General features: G+C 55.5%; 16 protein-coding genes. 9 read left to right on the top strand and 7 right to left on the bottom strand.

Annotated features, from left to right (window positions below):
* Window positions 1–4,234, top strand: a 4,234-nt coding sequence (locus tag ACFOWX_RS02775; RefSeq protein WP_381421080.1) for a putative toxin, incomplete at its 5' end; no start/stop codon positions are given.
* A 7-nt stretch (window positions 4,235–4,241) separates the two neighbouring features.
* The gene (locus ACFOWX_RS02780; protein WP_381421082.1) at window positions 4,242–5,009 is read left to right on the top strand and encodes a hypothetical protein; all 768 of its coding nucleotides are present in this window, start codon (window positions 4,242–4,244) and stop codon (window positions 5,007–5,009) included.
* Between the two features lie 522 nt (window positions 5,010–5,531).
* Here ACFOWX_RS02780 and smc read toward each other — a convergent pair.
* Genes smc through ACFOWX_RS02800 form a run of 4 tightly spaced genes read right to left on the bottom strand, consistent with a single transcriptional unit; the run spans window position 5,532 to window position 11,095 of the window.
* Complete coding sequence (gene smc / locus ACFOWX_RS02785) at window positions 5,532–8,957, bottom strand: chromosome segregation protein SMC (RefSeq protein ID WP_381421084.1); 3,426 nt, start codon at window positions 8,955–8,957, stop codon at window positions 5,532–5,534.
* 53 nt (window positions 8,958–9,010) lie between these two features.
* Entirely contained in the window at window positions 9,011–9,751 is a 741-nt protein-coding gene (locus tag ACFOWX_RS02790; RefSeq protein ID WP_381421086.1) for a thioredoxin domain-containing protein, read from the bottom strand.
* 1 nt (window position 9,752) lies between these two features.
* Window positions 9,753–10,544, bottom strand: a complete 792-nt coding sequence (locus ACFOWX_RS02795; RefSeq protein WP_381421088.1) for a thioredoxin domain-containing protein — start codon at window positions 10,542–10,544, stop codon at window positions 9,753–9,755.
* Window positions 10,541–11,095, bottom strand: coding sequence for a DUF721 domain-containing protein (locus tag ACFOWX_RS02800; protein ID WP_381421090.1), 555 nt, complete (start codon window positions 11,093–11,095; stop codon window positions 10,541–10,543). Before ACFOWX_RS02800 ends, ACFOWX_RS02795 begins: the two co-directional genes overlap by 4 nt.
* 22 nt (window positions 11,096–11,117) lie before the next feature.
* On the opposite strand from ACFOWX_RS02800, the gene ACFOWX_RS02805 reads away from it, so the two are divergent.
* Genes ACFOWX_RS02805 through ACFOWX_RS02820 form a run of 4 tightly spaced genes read left to right on the top strand, consistent with a single transcriptional unit; the run spans window position 11,118 to window position 15,084 of the window.
* Window positions 11,118–12,182: an A/G-specific adenine glycosylase gene (locus ACFOWX_RS02805; protein ID WP_381421092.1), complete on the top strand. Its 1,065-nt coding sequence runs from the start codon at window positions 11,118–11,120 to the stop codon at window positions 12,180–12,182.
* A 55-nt stretch (window positions 12,183–12,237) separates the two neighbouring features.
* A complete protein-coding gene (locus ACFOWX_RS02810) occupies window positions 12,238–13,533 on the top strand; it encodes a serine hydrolase domain-containing protein (protein ID WP_381421094.1) in 1,296 nt (431 codons plus the stop codon).
* Between the two features lie 9 nt (window positions 13,534–13,542).
* A complete protein-coding gene (nudC, locus tag ACFOWX_RS02815) occupies window positions 13,543–14,412 on the top strand; it encodes an NAD(+) diphosphatase (RefSeq protein ID WP_381421096.1) in 870 nt (289 codons plus the stop codon).
* A gap of 3 nt (window positions 14,413–14,415) precedes the next feature.
* Complete coding sequence (locus ACFOWX_RS02820; RefSeq protein ID WP_381421098.1) at window positions 14,416–15,084, top strand: DsbA family oxidoreductase; 669 nt, start codon at window positions 14,416–14,418, stop codon at window positions 15,082–15,084.
* Window positions 15,085–15,086: 2 nt separating this feature from the next.
* Here ACFOWX_RS02820 and ACFOWX_RS02825 read toward each other — a convergent pair whose 3' ends face one another.
* The 3 genes from ACFOWX_RS02825 to mgtE all read right to left on the bottom strand — a co-directional run bounded on the left by ACFOWX_RS02825 (window position 15,087) and on the right by mgtE (window position 17,784).
* Entirely contained in the window at window positions 15,087–15,890 is an 804-nt protein-coding gene (locus ACFOWX_RS02825) for a CPBP family intramembrane glutamic endopeptidase (RefSeq protein ID WP_381421100.1), read from the bottom strand.
* Window positions 15,891–15,999: 109 nt separating this feature from the next.
* Window positions 16,000–16,416, bottom strand: a complete 417-nt coding sequence (locus tag ACFOWX_RS02830) for a DUF1489 family protein (RefSeq protein WP_381421102.1) — start codon at window positions 16,414–16,416, stop codon at window positions 16,000–16,002.
* A 6-nt stretch (window positions 16,417–16,422) separates the two neighbouring features.
* Window positions 16,423–17,784, bottom strand: a complete 1,362-nt coding sequence (gene mgtE / locus ACFOWX_RS02835; RefSeq protein WP_381421240.1) for a magnesium transporter — start codon at window positions 17,782–17,784, stop codon at window positions 16,423–16,425.
* 230 nt (window positions 17,785–18,014) lie between these two features.
* Here mgtE and ACFOWX_RS02840 point away from each other — a divergent pair, with 230 nt between their 5' ends.
* From ACFOWX_RS02840 to ACFOWX_RS02850, 3 genes are all read left to right on the top strand, one after another.
* Entirely contained in the window at window positions 18,015–18,464 is a 450-nt protein-coding gene (locus ACFOWX_RS02840; RefSeq protein ID WP_381421104.1) for a peptidylprolyl isomerase, read from the top strand.
* Between the two features lie 196 nt (window positions 18,465–18,660).
* Window positions 18,661–19,560 carry a UDP-2,3-diacylglucosamine diphosphatase gene (locus tag ACFOWX_RS02845; RefSeq protein WP_381421106.1) on the top strand — a complete coding sequence of 300 codons (900 nt, stop codon included), beginning with the start codon at window positions 18,661–18,663 and terminating at the stop codon, window positions 19,558–19,560.
* An 11-nt stretch (window positions 19,561–19,571) separates the two neighbouring features.
* Window positions 19,572–20,741 carry a glycosyltransferase family 4 protein gene (locus tag ACFOWX_RS02850; protein ID WP_381421242.1) on the top strand — a complete coding sequence of 390 codons (1,170 nt, stop codon included), beginning with the start codon at window positions 19,572–19,574 and terminating at the stop codon, window positions 20,739–20,741.
* The last annotated feature ends 35 nt before the right edge of the window (window positions 20,742–20,776 follow it).

Genomic DNA, 20,776 nt, shown 5'->3' on the forward strand with positions numbered 1-20,776 from the left:
TGAGATCGGCCGCGTCTCCACCATGGTCTATGATCGGTTGGGCCGGGTGATCCAGGTCAATCAGGCAGGCGGGCTGACCGATTATTATGCCTATGATGGCCTGGGCCAGCAGATCAAACATTGGAATAACGCTCCCGCAGCATTGGGCCTTGGCATCGAAACCACCGATTATGACACGCAAGGCCGGATCATATCACAGCGCGCTTTTGGCGGCGACCTAACCACTACCAGCTACACATGGGACGCAAGCATCGCAGCGATCAGCGGCATCGTCACCGGCGGGTGGACACAAGTGACCACCTATTTTTATGACTCGACATCAACCGGCAAGACGTTGACCGAAAAAGCCGACGTCTATGGCCGCGCAACCTATAAAAATGATCTCGGTTCTAACATCACAACCTACGCCTATGATATCGCAGGACGGATGACTGCAGCGATCACCAATGGTCTCGCCACCAACTATAGCTACTTCAATACAGGGCAGCTGGCGCGGATATATAAATTTTCACAATATGTTGAAACAATTATCCCTGCCCAATATGCACAGCCGATTGGTACAATAGCTAACAATTACAATACTGGCGTTGATTATAGCTATGACAAATTGGGCCAACGATTATCCGAGATTGGAACCGTAATAACCACTGCGGTCGCAAGCAATGCTACTGTCATAGCATATAAGCAGTGGAGTTCTGGTACGCAAATTTCAACGGCAAACTCGGGTAAAAACCAAACCGCCTCTTATGATGCATTGGGCCGGCTAACCAGCTGGGCTGAAACCGGCAGCACAATTGCCCCAGCGGCCAGCATCGCCTATCAATATGACGCCACTGGTAATATCCGGCGCACGACAAGTGTAAATAGTATACTCAGTGCAACGGGGACCGCTTCTGGTACAAAAACCGAAGATTACTGGTTCCGCTTCGATAGTATGAACCGCCTTGTCACCGATCGCGGTGAACTGTCTGGTGCCGTAGGCGCTGCCGGCACCACGATCATAAGGAAGGTCGGAAATGCCACCTCAACGGGCGGACAGGAAATAGTCTATAATGCGGCGGGTCAACGTGAATATGTAGTGCAAAGTTACCAAGGGTCTTTCACCGACACCTATTATGTCGGCTACGGATTTTTAACACGCCTAGTTAATTATGTTAGTAACCAACGGGAAGATTTTGAATATGCTGCTAATGGCACATTAACGAAAATATATAGCACCGGTTCATTAGAGCTGGTTGACGATAATAATTATGGACAATTAAACGCGTCAACCAGCATTGGTACACCGGGCAAAGGCACGCTACGTTCTGTCTTTGGCGATGACCTGATGGGCCGTCAGACAAGCCAAACCGATTATGAGGCCGATGGTGTCACGGTGGCTTACAGCCGCACGGCAAGTTATAATGGAAAAAGCCAACTGACCAGCGACGATGTTTCCAACCGCAGATTAAGCAGCCCGACCAGCACAAGCTATGACACCTTTCGCTCGCTGACCACTTATGATTATGACGGCACGGCGAATAATGCGGCAAGCTATGCCTTGGGCAGCGCGACGAGTGTATCGAGCCGCAATTGGAAAAATGGCATTGATGGCGATGCGCCCGATACGCTGACGACCAACACATATTATTGGCGCGACGGCGCGGTGCAGGCGACGATCACCAATGACAGCGATACCGGATCATCGTCCAACCCCATCTACACCACCACCTTCTATTATGACACTCAAGGACAGCTGACCCGCGCGTATATTGCCGACGGCAAACCGCGCAATGTCAACTTCACCAATGACGAGCTGGGTCAGATTATCCGGCGCAGCGAAAGCGGCACGATCGCTGGACAAAGCGGCAATCCGCATGAGGTTTGGTACCGCTTTGGCGGGCGGCAAATGGGCTATGTCGGCAATAACGGCACCAGCGATATCAGCGCCGCCGCCTCGATAACCGAACGGCAAAAAGCCGCGCCGACCACCCAAGGCACCTTCCGCGGCGGCGGCATCTCTGGCAAATCCTACAGCGACTTTATCAACAGCTACGATCCGCTCAACAGCTATAATCAAGGATCGGGCAGCGGCGGTTACACCGTGCGCGGCGGGGAAACGCTGCAATCGATCGCGCAGCAGCTTTATGGCGATGCCTCGCTCTGGTATAAAATCGCGCAGGCCAACGGGCTGAGCGCTGCGTCCAGCCTAACCGAAGGCCAAAGCCTGATCCTGCCCGCAGGCGTCACGCGCAATAGCTATAACGCCAGCACGGTCACCCCCTATAACCCCAGCGAGGCCATCGGCGACCTCCTCCCCACCACCGCCGCCCCGCCGAAAAAACCCAAATGCGGGGTGTTGGGCTTCATCCTGCTTGCGGCTATAGCAATCGCCATTACCGCTTTGACGGCATCGCCCGTTGCCAATTTCTTCTCTGGCCTTTTTTCCGGCGCGACGGGAAGCATTGGGGCGATAACAGCAGCAGGGGCGGCGTTAACGGGGGGCAGCGCTGTTGTGGCAGGGGGTATTGTCGGCGGCGCTTTGGTCGGCGCGGCATCCTCTATTATCAGCCAAGGGATAGGCGTCGCCACCAAGATACAAGAAAAGTTCAGCTGGAAAGCCGTCGGCCTTGCCGCGCTCGGCGGGGCGGTGGGCGGCGCCTTTAAAGGGGTGAGTGAACTTGGTAAGGTGGGTCAACTCGGCTCGTTCAGCAAGGTCGCGAGTTTCCTTGGCGACTCCGGCTTTGTCAGCAGCACCGTGCGCGCTGGATTGTCGAGCGCGATTACGCAAGGCATTGGCAGGGCGACCGGCTTGCAGGATAAGTTTAGTTGGGCCGGTGTAGCAGCGGCGAGTGCGGGCGCGGCGGCGGGGCATCTTGCAGGAGGCGGTTTGTCCGGCCTTGAAAATAACAACACAATCACCAACCATCTGGCGCATTTGGGGACCGGCGCAGTGTCCACACTGGCCATTGCGGCAACCCGCTCGGCGATTGAAGGCTCAAACTTCGGCCGCAACATCCTCGCCGCCATCCCCGATGTCATCGGCGGGGCGATATTCAGCGCCATCAGCAATGGCGTCACAGCAGGAGGCGGGGGCGGCAACGCTCCCTTGACCATAGCCAGCAGCAACAATGCACAGGCGACCGGCAACAGCGCGGTGAACGAGGGAGGCCAAACTATTGGCGAGGATGCAATCGTTGTGACCGCTGATCTCTCCTCCTTGGTCGGATACAGCCACCCATTTGCTTATTCTATGCCTGAGAGTTATTCTCTTCTCTCTGATAGTGAAAAGGCCATTTTTCGCGCCAACATACACATGAATCGTAAGGCAAATGTTTTATTTGAAGAAATTCACCAAAAAATCTTTAAACAAAAAGCAGGTATAGAGGAAACCACGGAGACCGGAACCGATACAGCCAGCAAAACAGACGATTTTAGCTACAACGATTACCTCCATTCCCTTGGCGCTAAACCAGCCGCTCCAACACCATTCCAACGGGAGCATGATAAACGGCTTGCAAGCTTTCTAAATAGCGATAAACGGATTATCGGTTCTGAACAGGATAACGCCGTGCTACACGCCTTCGCACAGGAACAGCGTTTTATTGATGAAGCCCGCGATGCAGCTTATTTTGAGATATATAAGCTTGCATTTGCAGGGATCGGATTACCTGCGGGACTCGCGGGCCTGGGCGTTGCGGCACCCGCTGTCTATACCGCTTCATTGACCTATGCGCCGCAAATTACCAACGGTCTTGTAATTGTTGGTGAAGGCGTAACAGGAGTGAATGTTACAACCCCAGTTTTGACAGTTAGCAGCGCAGCCGCGCTCAGACTAAGCAACGCCGCAAAGGGTGGAGCGCTCTCCAAGGCAGAACAGCTTGCGTTGAATGCTGCTAATGGGCGTGCCTTTGAGCAGGCGGGGATCAAGGGAATTCTTAGCCATGTCGGTTTGGGCAAGAACACCACTTCGATAACACAGAATGGCGTAACGACAATTTTTGATGCTGCAGGGCGACCAGCTGGCCTTGTCGAATTCAAGGATGTAATCAATCTTTCGCGGTCCCCGCAGTTGACCGCACAGTTGGAGTATGCGGTCAAGACTGGGCAGCCCTATAATCTTGTGGTCAGCCCTAGAAATCAAAACATTTCCAAACCATTACTCGATCAAATTCGTGCAGTTACCCGGCAGGTTGGCGGCGGCGTCTACCGCTATGATCCGGCAACCGATATTTTGACGCCGTTCGGAAAGTGAGCCCAGCATGACCAAGCCAACCATATTGATTTCAATCGACACCAATGCCGAAACAGAAGCGGAAGCCTTTGGTCGTGCATTCATCCAAAGCCTTTGCGACGAAGATAAGCGGCTCGTTCCGGAGTGGTTGTCAACGACCGAAAGCTACAAGAACCCCTTTCTCGGAATCGATGACTTTGTTGCTAATTGGTGGGCTATGCCAGTCAAGACGCTGGTCGATGGGAAGGCGTTTAGCGAAGACTTCCATGGACCGGCATGGAAGCGCAAGTCCAGTCTGGCCAGTCGTGGGATGATCAACCACGGGATAGTTGACATTAAATATCACAAGCATCTTGCTGGTCTATGGTTTGAGTGCCGCTGGATTAAGGATGTTGACTTCAACCATCTGTTCGACGGCTGGGTTCAGCTTTCGCATCCTGAAATGGGGATGCTGCATGTGTTCACAGAACCGGAACTGCATTGGCAGGATTATGAGGTTGACTCATGGTTCCGCACAGGTTCCTTCGGCGGCCCTGCCAAGCCGGGTCTTCCCAATATTGGTTGGGCGATGGCTTATGGCGAAGGTTATGCGGGCGAAGTGGACGCGGCACGGATCAGAGCTGCGGGGTTCCCGGTTGATGAGCTGGACGGGGTGACGGTTGTGCGGGTAACCGACAAGCTCAATGATGTGGTCGATGACTTCGAGCGCTTCTCTGCGCGTCGCGCGGAGTTGAAGACATTGTTCCGGCCAGACCTGTTCTGGATCAAGGAAGAGCCGACCCAACGTCCGTTGTAAATCCCAAGGCCGCAGGCCCGGGGAATTACGGTGACAGTGCATTTAATTATTGCATTACTCTGTTGCCCGATTATGCGCATGCCATGGCTCGTCTGGCACGCATTGTTGTTCCTGGAATTCCGCATCATGTGACGCAGCGTGGTAATGGCCGGTAGCTGACGTTTTTTGAGGACGCAGGCTATGTGCATTATCGCAATTTGCTGCGCGAACATGCCGTTGCGAATGGTGTTGGAATTTGGAGTTGGGTGTTGGTACCCAATCATGTCCATCTGATCCTTGCGCCCGAGGCGGAGGACAGAATATTTCACGCGAAGGCGCAAAGATTTTGAAGATGGCGGGGCGGAGCGTTGAGGTTGCGGGGCAGGCCTAGCCCCTTCTTCTCCTTTGCGTCATTGCGCGATTAAGTGGCGCTGTGCCATCCGCGGTGCGCTCGGCCTGCGTGATCCGATGAAGGTGCGGTCGTAACCCCCCGCGCCTCCGCGTAACATCTGAAACTTTTTGTCACCTTGGCCAAAATGGCACCTATTCCGCAGCCAGCAATTCCTCTGCGCCGCCAAGGTCCACGCTGACCAGGCGGCTGACGCCTTGTTCGACCATGGTGACACCGAATAGGCGGTGCATCCGGCTCATCGTCACGGCATTATGGGTGACGATCAAGTAACGGGTGTTGGTCTCCCGCTGCATCACGTCGAGCAGGTCGCAAAAGCGTTCGATATTGGCATCGTCGAGCGGCGCATCGACCTCATCAAGCACGCAGATTGGCGCGGGGTTGGTGAGGAACAGGCCGAATATCAAGGCCACGGCGGTCAGCGCCTGTTCCCCGCCCGATAGCAGGGTGAGCGAGGCGAGTTTCTTGCCCGGCGGCTGCGCCATTATCTCAAGGCCCGCCTGCAAGGGATCGTCGCTATCGATCAGCTCCAAATGCGCCTGACCACCGTTAAACAGCGTAGTGAAGAGGCGGCGGAAATGTTGATCCACGGCTTCAAACGCGGCGAGCAACCTTTGCCGGCCCTCTCGGTTTAAGCTGCCAATTGAGCCGCGCAGGCGGTTTATCGCCTCGGACAGCTCCTCACTTTCGGCGAGCCCTTTGGCCTGTTCCTCCTCCAGCCCGGCCAGTTCATCCGATGCGATCAGGTTGACAGGCCCAATGCGTTCGCGGTCGGCTTGCAGTCTTTCCAGACGTGCCGACTCCGCCGCCGTCTCCTCCAAATCGGCTTCGTCAAAGCCCAATTTTTGCGGCAAAACCGGGGGTGGGCATTCAAAACGCTCGCCTGACACGCGGCCCATTTCGACACGGCGAAGCTCCTGATTTTCCGCCCGTGCCTGCGCGCCTGCTCGCGCTTCACGGGCCGAAGACAGCGTTTCTGAGGCATCGGCCAGCTCGCCTTCTAAGGACTTTAGCGCGGCTTCGCTCGCCTGCTCGGCGGTTTGCAGCGCGGCCAGCTTTTCTGCGATAGAGGATTTGGTTTCCTCGGCCCTCGCAATCTCGGCGGACAGCCTATCGGGCCGTCCCTCCATCGCGGTAAGCTCTTCGGCGATGTCGGCTTTGCGCTTATGCATTTCGGAGATGCGCCGCTCGGCCTCTCCGGCGCGGTCTTGCCAGCTGCGGATTTCGGCCTGCGCCACCGCGCGGCGCTGTTTCATTTGCGCCAATTGTTGATCCAGCGCCGATAAATCGGCCTGCGCCCGCATCAGCATTTGCCGCACGGCATTGCCCTCTTGCTGCAATTTGTTGACCAACTGGCTATGCTGCGCGGCGTCGGGCAGGCCCGCACGGGCGGCACGGGCGGCGGTAACCTCTTGCTGTGCCGCTATAGATTCTTCCGTCGCGCTTGTCAGGCGGGCGGATAACGCCGCCTCCGCCTCGCGCATCCGAACCAGCGCATCCTCCGCCTTGTCGGCATCGCGTAAGCCCTGACGCAGGGCATTTTCTGTTTCCTGCCGCGCCAGTTGCCGGGCGCGTAAATCGGATTGTGCCGCGTCGATGGCGCTGGCGGCGGCGCGCGTTTCGTTCTGCTGTGCCTCGACGGTTTGTAAGCAGTGCGGGATTGCCTTTGATAATTGGTCGAGCCGGTTGCTGCGGATCAACTGCTCTGCGGCGGCTGCGCCATCATCTTCTGCGATAAATCCGTCCCAGCGGCGCAATTTGCCGTCTTTGGTAACCAGCCGCTGCCCGGGATTAAGCCATTGCCCATCGTCGCGCTCCACCACCTGTATCATCGATAACCGCAGCTGCAGCTCTGCCGGTGCATCGACATGGTCCAACAGATTTGGCCCGTCCGCCGCATTGCTGGTTACACTGGCGGTCCAGCGGCGCCCCTGCGCGCCCCCGATCGCGGCGCTCAAATCATCGCCTAGCGCAGCGGCAAGGGCGCGTTCATATCCGGGCTGCACCTTAATCTGATCGATGGCTTTATCGCCGCCATGCCCCCGGACCGCCCGTTCCAAGGCGGATTGTTCGGACGTTAGCGCGGCCAGCTCTGCCTTGGCCGATGACAGGGCGCTTTCGGCCTGTTCGCGCTGCGCATATAGGCCGGTGCGGGCGTCTTCGGCCTTGGCAATATCAGCATTTGCCGCCTCTAGCTCAGCCTGCAAACGGGCGACGGCCGCGATGGCATCGTCCCGAATGCGGGTCAGTTCGGCCTCGCTGCCGATGGCGGCCAACTCTTCGTTTACCCGCGTCAGGTCTTTGTTGGCACGCTCATGCCTATTTTGCGCTGCCGTCACTGCGGCATCGGCCACACGCAGCTCCGCCTCCGCCTTGGCCTGTTCTGCCATCGCGTTGGCCAGCGCGACTTCGCTTTCGCGCGCTTGCCGCTCGGCTGTGTCTGCGGCGCGGATAAGCGCGGGGCGCCCTTCTTCAACCTGTTTAATTTCTTTGGCCAGCTTCGCCGTCTCCGCCTGCAAGGATTGGAGCGCTTCGGCGGCATCGTGGGTCAGCTTATCCTCTTGCGCCGCATCACCGGAAATCCGTGCAGCTTGGGCCGTCAAATCGGCCTGCCGCTGCATGATACGGTCGCGTTCACCGGATAACTGGATCAGCTTTCCGGCTATGTCGCTGGCTGAATCGCGTGTTGCCATTGCGGCGGCACGGTCATTGGCAAGGCGTTGGACGGCGGCATGTTGCTTTTCCGACAGAGCATTTTGCACGGCGGCGGCGGCTGTAACTTTTTCGGCGGCTGCCTCTGCTTCGGCCCGCGCCGCATCCGCCGCCAGCTTGGCTTCGCGCCAGCGGACAAAGATTAACCGTCCTTCGGCTTGTGCGATGTCTTGGGTCAGCTTGCGGTAACGCTCGGCCTGCTTGGCCTGACGGCGCAGCTGCCCGGCCCGCGCATCCATATCGGCCAAGATATTGCTCAATCGTTCGAGGTTATTTTCGGCGGCACGCAATTTTTGCTCGGCATCTTTGCGCCGGACATGAAGACCGGATATTCCGGCTGCCTCCTCCAACATTTGCCGCCTTTCCTGCGGCTTGGCGGCGATGATCGCGCCGATGCGTCCCTGACTGACCAGCGCAGGGCTATGCGCGCCGGTGGCCGCGTCGGCGAAGATTAGCGCGACATCCTTTGCCCGCACGTCGCGGCCATTGGCGCGGTAAGCGCTGCCCGCGCCGCGCTCTATCCGGCGGGTAACCTCTAATTCGGGGTCATCATCATTGGACGCAAATCCAGCGGCCGGTTCCCCCACATCGCGTTCAGCGCGGATCGTCACCTCGGCAAAATCGCGGGGCGGGCGCGACGCCGTGCCAGCAAAGATGACATCCTCCATTCCGCCGCCGCGCATGGATTTCGCGCTGTTCTCGCCCATCACCCACCGGATCGCCTCTAACAGGTTGGATTTGCCGCAGCCATTTGGCCCGACAATGCCGGTTAAGCCGCTTTCGATTTTCAGATCAGCAGGTTCAACAAAGCTTTTAAAGCCAGCCAGTTTGAGCGATTTTATCCGCAAGCTTTTATGCCCTTGTGATTACCGTCAAACTGTCTGGTCATCAATTGCACCGTTTAACTGGCGCCTGCATTTTTAAGCGCCGCTTTCACTCCTGCCCAATTGCCGACTTGCAAATCTGCGCCATTCAGGAAGAAAGCAGGCGTTCCGGATACTTTCTGGTCTTTTTGGGCGGTTTCGCTTTCCTTGACCAAGGCTTCGAATGTTTTTTGGTCGGACAGGCATTGATTGGCCGCGTCTTCGCTAACCCCCAAAGGCTTCACAAAATTCACCAGATCCATTTTTTCGGCGAGGAATTTGATCAAGTCATTAGGTTGCAGCGTCCCAGCCTTTGCTCGGTCGGCTTCGCTCAAAGTCTGCATTTTGCCGAGCCATTCGGCCTGCCGGTTATACATTTGGTCGCTAATCCCAAAAAACGCCTCGGGGCCATTGCATTTTGCGAGCAGGAAACCGGGCACATCTTGAATACCGTGGACAAGGAAGGGCCGGAATTCAAATGCGACAACGCCGGTTGCCACCATTTCTTCCAATTCGGTTTTTGATTGGACGTGAAATTGCGCGCAACCGGGGCAGGTGATGGCCCCATATTCGACCAGTTGTAGCTTCGCATCAGGATTGCCCATTTTATAGCCGCCCTGTTCGGTTTTGCTGATGACTTCGGTCCAGCTTTTGCCATCAGGAGCGGCGACTTTTGCCAAGGGCTCGCCTGATACAGGGGCGCCGCTTTTGTCCGATCCGCAGGCCGATAGCGATAGCGCCATTGCCGAAAATGCCAATAATGCAAATTTGCTTTTCATCTCACTGTCCTTCTTGTTCAATAGTTGGAGCCGCCAATAACGGTTTTAACGATAGATAATTATGCGCGTCTGACAATTTGTCATTAATCAGGAAACTGGGTGTTCCCTGAATATTATATTTGGGGCCAGCATCATCGGTAACCGCGAGTAGATTTTCGGTCGCCGCTTTATCCGACAAACAGATTTTTGCCTGCGTATCGGTGATGGATTGCTCCTGCATCAATTCGCCTAATTTCATTTCAGCATATGCCGCAACAAGGAAACCGTTCCAATCTTGCTTACGCAGCAAATCAATCGTTGGATCGGTTAACTGCGCCGCGCGGCCCGAAAATTCGCGCTGTTTCGCCATCAGGAATTGATGGTTGCCAAAAAACTTGTCCTTACCGCCGCACCGGGCAAGCGACGCCATGATAAGGTCGATGGGGTCACGCACCAGGCTGCGAATTTCAAAGCTTACCGAACCATTTGCGACTTTTTCCGCCTTCAAAATTGGAGCGTCGTTGCTTTCAAATGTTGCGCAATGACCGCAGGTATAGCTCGCATATTCAACAAGCTTTATCGGCGCATCGGGGTTACCGACGATGAAACTGCCAAGCGGCGTTTCGCCAAAATTTTCGGTCCAGTTGGTAACGGCGGGCGCCTCGCCATCTGCAGAAATTTCGGCGGCCGCGCTGCCGGCTGCGCTGGCTGATATAGCCATCGTTGCAGGAATTGCGGCAGACAGCATTGCTGCTATTTTCAAAATATTCATATCATCGACCCGTTTATTATTGTCAGCACCATCTGCATTCACTTGTCCGCTTTGGCAAGGCTATCGTTGTGCACAAGGCTTTGTGCGAGAGATTCCAATACCGCCGCCAATTCTGGATCGGCAATATCGCGCAGGCTATCGCCCAATTCCAATGGTATAGGCTTTAAAGAGGGCGGGATGGATGGTTTATGAACATTATCAGGGCGCGATACCCGGCCCTGACGCATTTTGATTTTGGCAACGGCGGTATAGCCAAAAAAGCGGTTCACGCGCTCCATAATCTCTGGAAACACATGCTGCATCATGGGGGCATGCGCGCCTTCGACGATCAGCTCCAGCGTGCCCTCGGATTTTTTTCCCATGGGAAAACGGATGCATTGCGGTTCGGAAACAGCAGCATAGCGATCTCCCACAATTTCATGCCAGCGGCTAACCACGCTGCTTTGCACAAAGCCAAAACGGCGGAAAGCGGCGCGGCCAATTTCGGGCATTAAATCGGATACGGCCCTCGCGTCCCCGCCGCGCGGGCGGCGATAGGGCTTTGCCGTGCCCTTTACGGCCTTAGGGCTTTTTGATGACTTGCTTTCATCCATGCTTCATTCCATGCCATTTTCTATGAGCATCGTCCAACATCTTGGTAAAAAAACTGGGGATATATCGGCCATTTTGCTGGCCCATTATGATGTGCATGCGCGGACATTACCTTGGCGAGTGCCGCCCGGCGGCGGCCTTCCTGACCCCTATCATGTCTGGATGTCGGAAATCATGTTGCAACAAACGACGGTTGCAGCGGTCATTTCCTATTTCGAAAAATTCACCGCCCGCTGGCCCGGATTTGCGCAGCTGGCGGCGGCGCAGGATGCCGATGTTATGGCGGCATGGGCGGGGCTGGGATATTATGCACGGGCCAGAAACCTGCTGAAATGTGCGCGGGTGGTGGTGGATCAATATGGCGGCTTCCTGCCGCAAAGCGAGGCTGAACTGTTAAAACTGCCCGGCATTGGGCCTTATACAGCAGCGGCGATAACCGCGATCGCCTTTGGTCAGCGGGCGGTTGTCGTGGATGCCAATGTGGAGCGGGTGGTTACGCGGTTATTTGCCATAGGGCAGGCATTACCCGCCGCCAAACCCGCCATTCGTGCGGCAATGGATGCGATTACGCCACACGCGCGCAGCGGCGATTTTGCGCAGGCCATGATGGATTTGGGCGCGGGCCTATGCAGCGTAAAATCGCCGCAATGCGCGCGTTGCCCGCTGGCACCCTTTTGCACAGCGCATCAGGCGGGGCAGGCGGAGTTATATCCGGTAAAGCCGCTCAAAAAGGATAAGCCGCTGCGCCAAGGGACCGCTTTTTGGGTGCAGCGGGAGGGCCATATCCTGCTCGTGAAAAGGGCAAACAAGGGGATGCTCGCCGATATGCGCGCGTTGCCCGATGACGGCTGGACAGCGCGCAGCGACGGAGATGGCCAGCCCCCTTTTGCGGCCAATTGGCAACTGTCGGATAAAATTGTTCAGCATAGCTTCACCCATTTTACGCTTGAGATGCGCATTGCCGTTACGGAAGGGCCGCCACGCGCAGATTTTGGAGAATATTGGCCGATAAATTCGCTCGACAAAGCGGGTTTGCCGACCTTATTCTCCAAAGCAATTCGTGCCATATTGGCCGAACGGAGAGATTGAAGATTGAGATACCGTCTGAACCAATAAGGGCAGGCAAGAAGGGTGAGAGATTATTATGCAATATCGGAAAATAGAAACTGCCAATTTAGGCCGGCGGGGCTTTTTGGGTTTGGCGGGTTTGGGCGCTGCGGCGGCGGCGATGCCAGCGCCGTTATGGGCGATGGCGCAAGACAGCTATCCCACTGTGCGGGCGAAAATCACCGAATTTGTTGCGCAGAAAAAAGTTGCGAACGCCTTGGCCGCGATCGGCCGGGGCAGCGCCGCGCCAGAGGTGATTGCGGCGGGGACATTGGCGCTGGGCGATAGCAACGCTGTAGACATTGATACGATTTACAGGGTCTATTCAATGACAAAGCCTGTAACCGGCATGGCCGCGATGATCCTGATCGGTGAAGGCAAGATGAAGCTGGATCAACCGATTTCCGATTTCCTACCAGAATTTAAGGACATGACGGTGCTGACCGATCCGGCCAATAGTTTAGAGGCCGTGCCCGCCAAAAATGCCATTACCGTTCGCCATCTGCTGACCCATACGGCAGGATTGGGTTATACGATCATAACGAAAGGCCCGTTGCTTCAGGCCTATCTGGAAAATGGACTTGCCCCCGGCGCGGTCAGCAAATTAGAGCTTCCCGGCTTCCCCAAGCCCGCGCCCACGCCCGATTTCAAAACATTTTCCGAACGGCTCGCGAAATTGCCATTGATCGCCGAACCTGGAACAAAATGGAGCTATTCGCTTGGCCTCGACCTGATGGGCCGGGTGATCGAAGTGGTCAGCGGCATGGAATTTGGTGCATTTTTGAAAGCGCGGATATTCGATCCGTTGAAAATGAACAGTAGCTATTTCCAAGTGCCCAAATCCGAAATTCCGCGCCTTACGACCAATTACGGCTTGTTATTCGGAAGCTTGATCCCGATCGACCCTGCGGCAGATAGCGTGTATCTTGATGCCCCGGCATTCCCCTCGGGCGGCGGCGGCATGGCTTCGACCGCGCGCGATTATGACCGGTTCCTGCATATGTTGATGAATTTTGGCGAACTGGACGGGGAACGGATCATGGCGCTCGAAACCGCAAAACTGGGCATGTCCAATCTGCTGCCCGCTGGCGTTGATGTGTCGGGCACTTGGATCGACCAAGCGGGGCATGGCGCGGGCGGACGCGTCGGGCTGGGTCAACAAGCCGGCTCCTTTGGCTGGGGCGGCGCGGCGGGCACCAATGCGTTTGTTCATACTGGCCTGAAATTGCGGGCAACGGGCATGACCCAATATATGCCAGCGGACGTATTGCCATTTCAACGCCAATTCCCCGAATGGGTGATCGCTGATGTGTTGGCGCAAATGGGGCTATAGGGCGGGGCAATGAATCCCGGCTTCACAGGGTCGCCGCTCGATAGGGCAGACCGCCTGCGCTCAGATGTTGACGGTTATGCAGCCGTGCTGTCGGATTGGCGCGCGCGGATATTAACGCTGGATGGGCTTGATCCGGTGGTCACTGCTGATGGCGGTCTGGCATGGTCGACCATCGCGGAAATACACGTAGAAGCCGAACTGATCCTGCTCGGTCTGGCGGATGAAAAGCCGCATTTTGTGCCATTGGTGGAGGCGGAGGGCGATGTATTCCGGTCACCTGCCATTTGGCGTGCATTGTCGATGCTCCCTGCCGAAGATGCCGCTATTTACGGAACGGCACGCAGCCTGATTGATTGGCATAACAGTCATAAATATTGCGGTAAATGCGGGGGCAGCACAAGCTTGTTTCGTGCAGGATGGGGGCGCAAATGCACGGCCTGTGCGAAAGAGCATTTTCCGCGAACTGATCCTGTTGTCATCATGCTTGCCGAATATGATGGCAAGGCGCTGATTGGGCGGCAATCGCGTTTTCCGCCGGGTAATTATTCCGCGCTTGCTGGCTTTTTGGAACCCGGTGAAAGCATGGAGGAAGCCGTCCGCAGGGAGATTCACGAGGAAGCCGGCGTCCAATGCGTCGCGGTTCGATATGTCACGAGCCAGCCATGGCCGTTCGGCGGGTCGCAGTTGATGATGGCCTGCATTGCCGAGGCGCATGGCGATGCGATCACGCTCGATACCAATGAATTGGAAGATGCGATGTGGGTGACCAAGGCGCAGGCAAAGGATGCGCTTACAGGGGCCGATGCCCGTGTTTTTAATGCGCCGCCACCCTTTGCTATTGCCCATACGCTGCTAAAATATTGGGCAGAGGAGGATTAGGATATGACCGAAGCCGGACCACTGCGCATTGATATTGTGTCCGATGTCGTCTGCCCGTGGTGCATCATTGGTTATAAGCAGGTGGAGGCCGCCTTGGCCCGACGCGGCGATAATCTGGCTGTGGAAACCTGGTGGCACCCCTTTGAGCTCAATCCCGATATGCCCGCAGAGGGCGAGGATGTTGCAGAGCATATTGCGCGCAAATATGGCAGCAGTGCAGAACAGTCGAAAGCCAACAGGCAAAGATTGCAGGATATTGGCGAGAGTGTGGGCTTTCCGTTCAGCTATGGCGAAGGGCGGCGGATATATAATACGTTCAAGGCGCATAAATTATTGACCATCGCGGCCAATGAGCGCGGGTGGAAAGCGCAAACCGCGCTGAAGCTCGCGTTATTCAAAGCCTATTTTCAAGATGGTGAAGATGTCAGCGATGACCAGGTCTTACTGGACATTGCAGAGGGGCAGGGAATGGACCGCAGGGCATCCGCCGCATGGATTGCGGATGAAGCGCTGACCCAAGCTGTGCGCACCGAACAGCGCCAATGGCTGAACGAAAATATCACCGGCGTGCCCGCCATAATTTTCGATCAGAAATTCATGGTGCCCGGCGCGCAAAGTGCCGAGACATTCGCTAATGTCATCGGTAAGGTGCTCGCCAAGCGCGCTGCGTAATTTTAGCTGTTAAAACCAATCAATAGGGCCGCGCTGTTATTGATAATATGTAATATGATACAGGTGCGCAGCGAGCCTGTTACATGGTAGAGATAGCCAAATGCGGCTCCCAAAATAAAGATTGGCGGGAAGATATAAAATTCGAGGTCAGCGGCAAACCAGTTGACGTGGGCCAGCGAAAATATGGCCGCCGACACGGCGATCGCGGCATAAACCGGCATGCGGTGTTTCAGCGCATTTTGCAGCAGGCCGCGGAACAGAAACTCTTCTAACACAGGCGCCAATATCGCCACCATGATGAATAATAATATAGTGTTGAACAGGGTATCGGGTATCGCGTCGAACAGCATTTTCAAATCTGCCTGCAATTCGATGCCGGGGATGATGAATTCAGAATAAATGTAATTGAAACCCAGTGCAATGGCGACAACCATGACGCCAATTATAATCGTTCTCGAAAAATTCAGCTCGCTCCAATTGTTAAATCGGATGATGTCGAGCCGCCCTTTTTGGGCCAAGTAAACCATCAGCATGCCCAGCGTAATCAGGTTGGAAATAACCAGACTCCAGATGGTCGGCATGGCGATTAACGACATGTCCTGCGACAATAATTCGGGATTTTTAACCAGCTCATTGGCCCGGCCACTCGCCAAAATAGTGCTGGCCACGGCGATGATCGAGGCGGTGATTTGGAGGACGAAAAATATGACGATCCAAATGAAGCTGACCAATAAGCCGGGAAATGGCTTTCCCGCATTGGGTGCTTGCTGGCCGTCCATTATGCTGTTTCGAACATCGATTGTCATATTTCGCTCCTGATCGCCCCAGCGGGCGGTATGTCATTCTTTCCCGCTCCTATCACCCTGAATATCGGGCGGGTCAATTGTGTTAACTCTAATGGAAAATCGGGCGCCATTAAACCAGCCCCATCCGCGTCAATTCGCCTAGCATTTGCGGAGGCATTTCATCGCAGCCGTCCGTCTCACCATTCTTCAGATCGGGCGGTGCATTTTCTTCCTCCAGATAGCGCCACCCTTGATGCGCGCGCTTCGCCTTTCGCCGCACCGGAATGAAGCGCGGTTCGAGTAGCAGCGAATAGCGGCCCTCGTCATTTTTCTGAAATCCGATAATCGGACTGCGCCCTACAATAGTATGGCTATGTATCCAATAGAGCGAGCCGCCGGTCATTTCATCGACCCTTTTGGGCATATAGCGCGTGGTCATCAACGCATAGCCCGGCCCGCCATTTTGCTTTGCCCCCCGGGCCAGCCAGGCGGCCAATGTTTCGGGGCTTTCGCTGCCATAGGCGATTTTGGTGATGTGCAGGGGCATAGGCGGCTATCCCACGAGTCCGCTGGCCACCGCTAAACCGAGGAAGATGAGGAAGCCCATGCTGTCGGTTATCATGGTGACGAAAATGGAGCTGGACACTGCTGGATCTTGATCCAACCGGTCGAGGAAAACCGGAATGGCCACGCCTGAGAAAGCGGCGATGAGTATATTGAACAATATCGCGCCGGAAATAACCGCCGCCAATATCCAATTGGAATAAAATAGCCCCGCGCCAAGCCCGGCCAATATTGCGACGGTAAATCCGGTCAGCACGGCAATCCGCACTTCTCGCCATATGGTGCGCGCCGTATTTGATTGGGTCAGCTGATTAGTGGCCAGCGCGCGCACGGTAACCGCCAATGTCTGCGTCCCTGCATTACCGCCAATGCTGGCAACAATCGGCATCAGCACCGCCAGCGCCACCAGCGTTTGGATCGCCGCCCCAAATTGCGCGATGATAAAGCTCGCCACCATCGCCGTACCCAAATTGGCAATCAGCCAGCGAACCCGCGCCGAATAGCTTTCGCGCAGCGGTTCGTTAATATCGCCTTCGCCCGCACCCGATAGGCGCAGTATATCCTCATCGGCTTCTTCTTGAATGATGTGAACAATATCATCCACGGTAATGACACCGACGAGGCGGCCATTGCCATCGACCACAGCGGCGGAGATCAGCGCATATTTTTGGAAGCGCAGCGCGACCTCTTCCTGATCCATATCAACCGGGATCAATGTCTGTTCGGTCTGCATGATCTCGCTGACCGGGGTGCTGCGCGGATTGCGTAATATCCAGCTCAGCCGGCAAGTGCCAACGGGATGATGCTGCGGATTGACGACAAAAATTTCCCAAAATTCGGTGGTCAGGTCGTGGTGGTCGCGCAAATAATCAATCAGCTGCCCGACGCTCATATGTTCCGGCACAGCGACCAGATCGCGCTGCATGATGCGGCCTGCGGATTCCTCGGCATAGGATAAGGCGTCTTCGATCGCCGCGCGGTCTTCGGGATCAAGTTCGGCAAGGACGGCCCGCTGGTCATCCTCCTCCATATCCTCAATAATGGCGACGGCGTCATCGGTCTCAAGCTGCTCGGCAAAGGCGGCGACGACCGATGCAGGCAGGGCATCGACAATATCCTCGCGGACATAGTCATTCATTTCCGCGAGCACTTCGGCGCCCATCACATCGCCCAGCGCGATGGCCAGCGGTCCGCGCTCATCCGATGGGGTCAGCTCAAACAGGTCGGCAATATCCGCTTCATGCAGCGGTTCGACAAGCCGGTACGCTTCGTGATTATCCCCATCCTCAACCGCTTGCAGCACGCGGTTGACAAAATCACGGGTCAGCCGGTTGTCTTCGTCCAGCACCATATCGGGTGTATCGGTATGCGTTAAGATGCCGGTTTCTGTTTCGGGATCTGCGATATTGTCTGTCATTTTTCGCATCTCCTTTCACAGGGGGCTGGGCTGTTTCTTGCGCCTCGTCCTAAATGGAACGCGGCAAAAAGCAAGCCTATCTGATCTGGCTGCCTTCGGGGGTTCCCATATCCGTCCCCTTGCATTAGAGGGTCCGCAAGAATCAATTTGAAGGAGAGAAATCCATGTCCGGTCAAAAACTCACATTGTCGCTCGATAGCGGCGACGTCGTTATTCAATTGCGCCCAGACCTCGCGCCAAATCATGTTGCCCGGATCACCGAGCTTGCCAATGAAGGCTTTTACAATGGCGTGAAATTCCACCGGGTCATTGACGGCTTCATGGCGCAGGGCGGTTGCCCCAATGGAACCGGCATGGGCGGCAGTGACAAGCCCAATTTGGCGCAAGAATTTAACGATCACAGCCATCAAGAAGGCGTGTGTTCAATGGCGCGAACGATGGACCCCGACAGCGCGAATAGCCAGTTTTTCATCTGCCTAGCCGATGCCAGCTTCCTTGACCGCCAATATACGGTGTGGGGCGAAGTCGAAAGCGGTATGGAGCATGTCCACGCCTTGCCAAAAGGCGAGCCACCGGCAAATCCAGGGGTGATCAAATCAGCTCAGGTTGCGTAAACCTCTCTAATATTGGCAAAGAAAAAGGCGCGGCATGAATGGTCCGCGCCTTTTTCTTTGCCTAGGCTATTGAGTCTGGACCCTAAATGTGTCCCGACCCCGTCCCTCATGACTCAATAATGTAAGAAAAATTCCATCATCCCTTCATTTGACTGCGCTAGCGCTTTGCCGAGCATGAACAAAAAGGGGTCAGGGTATGACAGCAGCGAGCCAGTTACTATCAGCGCTAAAAGACGATAAATTTGTACAGCCACCCACATGGCTATTGAACCCAGAACCAAGAAGTTTTCGGCCCAAACGCAAATATCGCACGATCTGGATATCCGATATCCATTTGGGAACCAAAGGGTGTAATGCGGATTTATTGGTTGATTTTCTCCACTCGGTGGAATGTGAAACTTTATATCTGGTCGGCGATATTGTTGATGGATGGCGCCTGCGCAAAGGGTGGTATTGGCCGGCGGCGCATAATGAAGTGGTTCGCCGCCTTCTGAAAATGGCGCATCGGGGCACACGCGTGGTTTATATACCGGGCAACCATGATGAAATGTTCCGCGACTATGTCGGTTTCAGCTTTGGCGGGATAGAACTTCATATGGACGCAATTCACCATACCGCTGATGGCCGAAAATTGCTGGTCACGCATGGCGACGCCTATGATGGCGTGGTTCTCTATGCCAAATGGCTCGCCTTTTTGGGGGATCAAGCATATACTGTGCTTCTGGGTGCGAATATTGTTTTGAACCGGATCCGCCGCCGTTTGGGCCTGCCTTATTGGTCGTTGTCCAAGCATATGAAAAAGCGGGTCAAAAATGCGGTTCAATTTGTCTATCAATTTGAAGAGGCGGTTGCGCGGGAGGCCGCAAAACGCGAAGTAGACGGCGTTGTGTGCGGCCATATTCATACCGCAGAAATCCGCAATATCGGCGATATAGTCTATTATAATGACGGCGATTGGGTGGAAAGCTGCACTGCGTTAATCGAGACGAAGGACGGCAGTATGGCGATTATCGATTGGGCCGATATTGTGATGCAGCGCACAACAAGCCAAAAGTCGGACGCCGTCAAATCGCAAACCGCACAGGTGACGGCATGAGTAATGATCCAATGCGAATTGCGCTCGCCACAGATGCTTGGGCGCCGCAAGTGAACGGCGTGGTCCGAACTTTGACTGAAACCACGAACCGGCTCTTGGCGCGCGGCCATGAGGTTGAACTGATAACGCCAAACCAGTTTCGAACCGTTGCCTGTCCGGGCTACCGAGAGATCAGGCTGGCCGTGGCTCCGCGCTTTGGTGCCCGCAAAACGCTGACAGCTTTCCGGCCCGATATTGTGCATATTGCAACAGAGGGGCCAATCGGATGGAGCGCCCGGCGTTGGTGCATGAAATATGATATTCCGTTCACCAGCGCATTTCACACCAGATTTCCCGATTATGCAGCAGTGAGAACAGGTTTGTCGCCGGACCGCTTCTGGCCATTGATGCGGCGCTTTCATGGTCCGTCTCGTGCGGTTCTGGCGGCCACCCCGCGTTTGATGGCGGAATTGTCGCTGCGGGGTATCGCGCAGACCCGTTTGTGGCAGCGTGGCATCGATTCCCGCATTTTCCAGCCAGGCCTGCCGCCGCATCCAGCGATGGCAAAATTACCGCGTCCGATCCTATTATCTGTTGGCAGGGTCGCGGTTGAAAAAAATCTCGATGCATTTTTGTCATCGTCCGTTAACGGCACGAAAGTGGTGGTTGGGGATGGCCCCGCATTAGCAATGATGAAAGCGCGTTATCCCGATGCGATTTTCCTAGGCAAATTATCGGGCGATGCCTTGGCCAGCGCCTATGCGGCCGCCGATATATTTGTGTTCCCCAGCCTTACCGATACATTCGGACTGGTTATGATCGAAGCGCTGGCTTGCGGTGTCCCGGTGGCGGGATATCGGGTAGCGGGACCGTTGGATATCGTCGGCGAAAATGGGCGCGGCGCGGATGGCAAGCTGCCGGCGATGATTGGTGCAGTGCATGATGATCTGTCACAGGCAATTGACCGCGCCATAGCATCGGACAGGCAGTTATGCGCCGAATATGGCGGCCAATTTGACTGGGATGAATGCACAGACCAATTCGCCGCCGCGCTGCGCGATGCGTTAGGGTCAGGACCTATTAATTCCGCGTCTAAGGCAAAGAAATGCCGAACATATCGGATGAAAGCATCCGCCGCGAACAGTGGTTCTGTTTGCAAGGATGCTTTTATTCGAGATGGAAGCCATTTCTTTGTCCCATAGGATTTGGCCAATTTTGCCCAGCCCTGCGTCAAAGA

Source organism: Sphingorhabdus arenilitoris (assembly GCF_042651485.1).
Lineage (GTDB): Bacteria > Pseudomonadota > Alphaproteobacteria > Sphingomonadales > Sphingomonadaceae > Sphingorhabdus_B > Sphingorhabdus_B arenilitoris.

Bases quoted from the DNA above. Each gene is read 5' to 3' on its own strand.
- ACFOWX_RS02840 (WP_381421104.1), top strand. From the start codon at position 18,015: ATGTCCGGTCAAAAACTCACATTGTCGCTCGATAGCGGCGACGTCGTT.
- ACFOWX_RS02805 (WP_381421092.1), top strand. From the start codon at position 11,118: ATGAGCATCGTCCAACATCTTGGTAAAAAAACTGGGGATATATCGGCC.
- ACFOWX_RS02845 (WP_381421106.1), top strand. From the start codon at position 18,661: ATGACAGCAGCGAGCCAGTTACTATCAGCGCTAAAAGACGATAAATTT.
- nudC (WP_381421096.1), top strand. From the start codon at position 13,543: ATGAATCCCGGCTTCACAGGGTCGCCGCTCGATAGGGCAGACCGCCTG.
- mgtE (WP_381421240.1), bottom strand. From the start codon at position 17,784: ATGGTGCTGGACGAAGACAACCGGCTGACCCGTGATTTTGTCAACCGC.
- ACFOWX_RS02820 (WP_381421098.1), top strand. From the start codon at position 14,416: ATGACCGAAGCCGGACCACTGCGCATTGATATTGTGTCCGATGTCGTC.
- ACFOWX_RS02790 (WP_381421086.1), bottom strand. From the start codon at position 9,751: ATGAAAAGCAAATTTGCATTATTGGCATTTTCGGCAATGGCGCTATCG.
- ACFOWX_RS02850 (WP_381421242.1), top strand. From the start codon at position 19,572: ATGCGAATTGCGCTCGCCACAGATGCTTGGGCGCCGCAAGTGAACGGC.
- ACFOWX_RS02780 (WP_381421082.1), top strand. From the start codon at position 4,242: ATGACCAAGCCAACCATATTGATTTCAATCGACACCAATGCCGAAACA.
- ACFOWX_RS02810 (WP_381421094.1), top strand. From the start codon at position 12,238: ATGCAATATCGGAAAATAGAAACTGCCAATTTAGGCCGGCGGGGCTTT.
- ACFOWX_RS02830 (WP_381421102.1), bottom strand. From the start codon at position 16,416: ATGCCCCTGCACATCACCAAAATCGCCTATGGCAGCGAAAGCCCCGAA.
- ACFOWX_RS02825 (WP_381421100.1), bottom strand. From the start codon at position 15,890: ATGACAATCGATGTTCGAAACAGCATAATGGACGGCCAGCAAGCACCC.
- ACFOWX_RS02800 (WP_381421090.1), bottom strand. From the start codon at position 11,095: ATGGATGAAAGCAAGTCATCAAAAAGCCCTAAGGCCGTAAAGGGCACG.